The sequence below is a fragment of the Caulobacter sp. P1_B12_2 genome (assembly GCF_056406675.1).
Genome location: NZ_JBFTZS010000408.1, coordinates 1 through 4,213, shown reverse-complemented (window position 1 = coordinate 4,213; position 4,213 = coordinate 1). Strand labels below are relative to the sequence as shown.

Here is a 4,213-nt window from a genome sequence, read left to right as displayed (position 1 = left end):
GGACAGGCGCATGCGCCTGTCCCCAAACCAAATGCCCTAGAACTTCTGCCCGAACTTCACCCCGATGGTCCGCGGCTGCAGCGGCACGGAATAGACCTGGGCGCCGCAAACGGCCTCGACGCATTCGGTGCTGCGGGTCAGGCTGGCCCGGCTGTCGTTGAGGTTCACGACATAGGCCGAGAAGGTCCAGCTGTCGCGGCCCAGCCCGGCCGACAGGTCGGTGGTGATGTAGCCGGCCTGCTTGCCCAGCACTTCGCGGGCGTAGGTGCGAAGGTCGGCCCAGGCGTCGGTCTGGCCGACGATCCCGCCCTGGACGAACGCGTCGAACCCGTTGAGGTCGAACTCGTAGCGGGCGTTCAGCGTGGCCTTGAACTTCGGCGTCACGGGCAGGCGCTGACCGTCCGGGGCGCGCTCGGGATAGGTGACCAGATCGACCGGGCAGTCGGTGATCGGCTCGCCGGTGGCGGGGTCGACCTTGCCGCAATAGCCGCCCTTCAGCTTGGCCTCGATGTAGGACGCCGCGCCGTTCAGAGTCAGGCCCTGCATGACCGCGACGCTGAAGTCGGTCTCGGCCCCGTTGATCGTGGCCGAGACGGCGTTCTTGATCTCGGTCAGGCCGTTGGCCCCGACGATCGAGAACTGGAAGTCGTCCCAGGTCTGATGGAACACAGCGCCGTTCCAGCGGAAGCGGTTGTCGGCCCAACTGGTCTTCCAGCCGAACTCGTAGTTCTTCAGGAAGTCGGACTGGTAGGGCGGCAGCGTGCCGCGACGGTTGATGCCGCCCGGCCGGAAGCCCTCGGAATAGGTGACATAGACCAGCTTGTCGCCATCGACCTTGTAGGTGAGGTTGACCTTCTTGCTGTTGCCGTTCTCCTTGACCCGCTTGTCGAGGTTCGTACAGGGCGAGCCTTCGATCTCGGAGGGCTTGAAGCACGCGCGCTCGCCGGTCGAGCCGTAGCCGGCGCCGTAGCCGTAGAAGCCCTTGAGGCTGTTGTCCGACTCGAAGAAGCGGATGCCGCCGGTGATCGTCAGCTTGTCGGTGATGTCGAACGCCGCCTCACCGAACACCGCGCTGTCGCGGTCGATGCGCTTCTGCTCGGTCAGCCAGATCGTCCCCGGATTGCCGGGCACCGAAAGAGACGGGCCGAGGTCGTCGATCCGGTAGTTCTGGTGAATGCCGTGGGTCTGGCGCTGGTAGAACAGGCCGCCGACCACGCGGAAGCGATAGTCCTGCGGGGTCGCGACGCGCAGCTCGTGGCTGAGCTTGGCGTAGGCGTCGTGGCCGATGATGTATTGCGACGGATCGACCGGGTTGCCCGCGTCGTCGGTCCAGTAGGCGCCGTAGCCGGCCAGGGTGTCATAGAAGAACGAGTAGTCGGTGTAGTCCTGGCGGGTGTCGACGTCGCGATCCAGGTACGAGCCGGCATAGGTGACGTCGAGGTTGCTGATCTTGCCCTCGACGGTCATGGCCGCCTGCCACCACTTGTCCTTGGAGTTTTCGGGATAGTAGTGGGCGACCTGCAGCGCGCCCAGGGTGCGGTCTTCGGAGAAGATGCCGCCGACCTTTTCGATCTGGCCCATGACCTGGGGCGTGATCACCCAGTTGTCGCCCGCCTCGATCTTGACGGCCGCCCGGCCGCCGTAGAGGTCGACGTCGTTGTAGTCCTTCTTGACCCGGTCGGCGTTGGTGACCGTGATCCCCGAGGTGGGATAGGTGCGCGAGCCGGCGACGTTGTCGATATAGCCGCCCTGATGCTCGGCCCAGCCCACCAGGCGCACGGCGACCTTGTCGTTGATCGGCTGGTTGACGAAGCCCTCGGCCACATAGCCCGCATCGCCGTGGGCGATGGTGTTGGCCTCCAGGTCATAGCCGGCGCTGAAGCCGGCCGTGCTGGGCTTGTTGGTGATGATGCGCAGGGTGCCGGCCTGGGAGCTGGCGCCGTACAGCGTGCCCTGCGGCCCCGACAGCGCCTCGACCCGGGCGATGTCGTAGATGTGGATGTCCAGCGCGCCCTGGATGGTGGTGACGGGCTGTTCGTCCAGATAGACGCCGACGCTGGGCAGGGAGCCGGAGTGGTTGCCGTCGCCGCCGCTGGCCACGCCGCGGAAATAGACGTTGGAGAAGCCCGGCGAGGTCGTCTGGAACGACACGCTGGGCAGGTATTTCACATAGTCGGTGAAGTTGCTGACCTGCAGCTGCTCCAGCTTGGCCTCGCCGAAGGCCTGGATGCTGACCGGCACGTCCTGCAGGTTTTCCGAACGCTTCTGGGCGGTGACGACCACCTCTTCCAGCGCCACCGCGCCGCTCGGCGTCGTCTGCGCCTGGGCGGTCACCGCCGTCAGCATGGACGAGGCCAGGAGGGCCGTGGTCCAGATCGCCCTCTTGCACGATCCGTGCGTGTTACGCTTGGTCAACGGCATATCGCTCCCCCGAACTGATTAGGTGAACGATGGTCTCCCTCGGATTTTGTCCCCGCAAGGAGCAAAATTCAAACAAACGTCAATTCGGCCGACTGTTGCAGAAATGGCAGGGTTCGAAGCGGGTGATCAAAATTCAGGCGCGGCGGGATAGCTGGATAGGACGGGTCCCAGGGCGGTCTTCAGAGGGTCCAGCCATGATTCGTAGTTCTGCCAATGCTCGACCGCATCCTTGAAGATCGGGCGCCGGACCTGCTCTGAGCTTGCGGTGCGCACGGCGCGGTCGTTTTCGTGAAAGTTCAGGCAGGATTCCTCGAACGGCAGGCCGCAATAGTCCAGCAGGGCGCGGATCTGCGTCTCCGGATCGGCGACCATCTCCTCGTAGATCACCCGATGCACCCGGCCCGGCAGCACGGCGTCGACATGSGCCATCAGCTCCACGTAGTCGGCGTAGTAGCGGCCGATGTCGTCCAGGCCGTAGCTGAAGGCCTGGCCCCGGGCGAAATGCTGCTTGAAGCCCGAGAAGCAGCAGCCCAGCGGATGGCGGCGAGCGTCGATGATCTTGGCGTTCGGCAGCATCAGGGCGATCAGCCCGACATGGGCCCAGTTGTTGGGCATCTTGTCGATGAACAGCGGCCGGTCGGTCTTGCGCTGCACCCGGGTGCGATCGAGGAATTCCTGGCCCAGCGCCTCCAGCTCGGCCGCGCTCAGCGTGGTCAGGATCTCGGGATAGGCCGAGACGTYCCGGGACGACTTGGCGCCGCCCAGCCGCTTGGCGATCGCGCCGACGTCGGGCAGCTCCATCGTGCCTTCGACCGCCGAGTGGCTGGCCAGGATCTGCTCGACCAGGGTCGAGCCGGACCGCGGCAGGCCCAGGATGAAGATCGGATCGGGCGCGGGGCAGCCCTGCCCCGCCCGCGACGCGAACAGCGCCGCCGTCAGCACCGCCTTGCCGCGCGCCACGTGGTCGCGGATCGTCGCGGGGTCGTAGGCCAGCTGGCTGCGCCGCAGGGCCGCGCCTCGGGCGTAGTGCGCGAACGACTCGGCGTAGCGGCCGACGTCCTCGTGGGCCTTGCCCAGGGCGTAGTCGAGATGCAGGCGGTCCTCGTCGGACAGGTCCTCGCGCGCCAGCTCGCGCTCCATCGCCGCCAGGTCCTGGTCGGTGAAGCGCCAGGTCTTCATGTTGGCCAGGCTCCACCAGGCCTCGCCCAGCGAGGGCGCCTGGTCGACGGCCTTGCGGTAGGCGGCCGCGCAGTCGGCCGAGCGGCCGACGGTCTTCAGCGCGTGGCCGTAGCTCATCCAGCCCTTGGGCTGCTGGGGGTAGCGGGCCAGCACGTCCTCGTAGATCGCGATGGCCGGGGCGTATTCGCCGATCCGCGCCAGGGCGGCGGCCTTGAGGTTGGCGTAGGCGGGGTTGCGGGGATCGGCGGCCAGCAGCGGGTCMAGCTGGGCCAGGGCCTCTTCCGAGCGGCCCAGCCGGTACAGCACCGTGGCCAGGTTCTGGCGGGCGGCGGTGAAGCCGGGGGCGATCTCCAGGCAGCGAACCAGCAGGGTTTCGGCCTCCTCCTGGCGGCCCAGCCGGGCGACGGCCTCGGCCAGCATGCGGATCGCGGCCGGCTCGTCTGGCCGGGTCTCCAGCAGGCCGCGCAGGATCTTCTCGGCCTCGCCGGGCTTCTCCTCGACCAGGGCGACGGCGGCGGTCATCAGCAGCGGGTCGCGGACCCCGCCCTTGATCTGCCGGGCCCGGGCGGCCTGGGCGCCGTCGGTGTCGCCCAGCAGCTCCAGGGCCTCGGCC

Annotated in this window: 2 protein-coding genes; both read right to left on the bottom strand. The window is 67.4% G+C overall.

Features of this window, described 5'->3' with window-relative positions; all coding sequences use genetic code 11:
• Positions 1 to 36 precede the first annotated feature (36 nt).
• Complete coding sequence (locus tag AC1DZ6_RS20275) at positions 37 to 2,421, bottom strand: TonB-dependent receptor (RefSeq protein WP_477098937.1); 2,385 nt, start codon at positions 2,419 to 2,421, stop codon at positions 37 to 39.
• 126 nt (positions 2,422 to 2,547) lie between these two features.
• Positions 2,548 to 4,213: tetratricopeptide repeat-containing sulfotransferase family protein (locus AC1DZ6_RS20270; protein WP_477098936.1), on the bottom strand; the 1,666-nt coding region annotated here is incomplete at its 5' end.

What these genes read in the sequence shown, in the direction of transcription:
- AC1DZ6_RS20275 (WP_477098937.1), bottom strand. Translation starts at nt 2,421, where the DNA reads ATGCCGTTGACCAAGCGTAACACGCACGGATCGTGCAAGAGGGCGATC.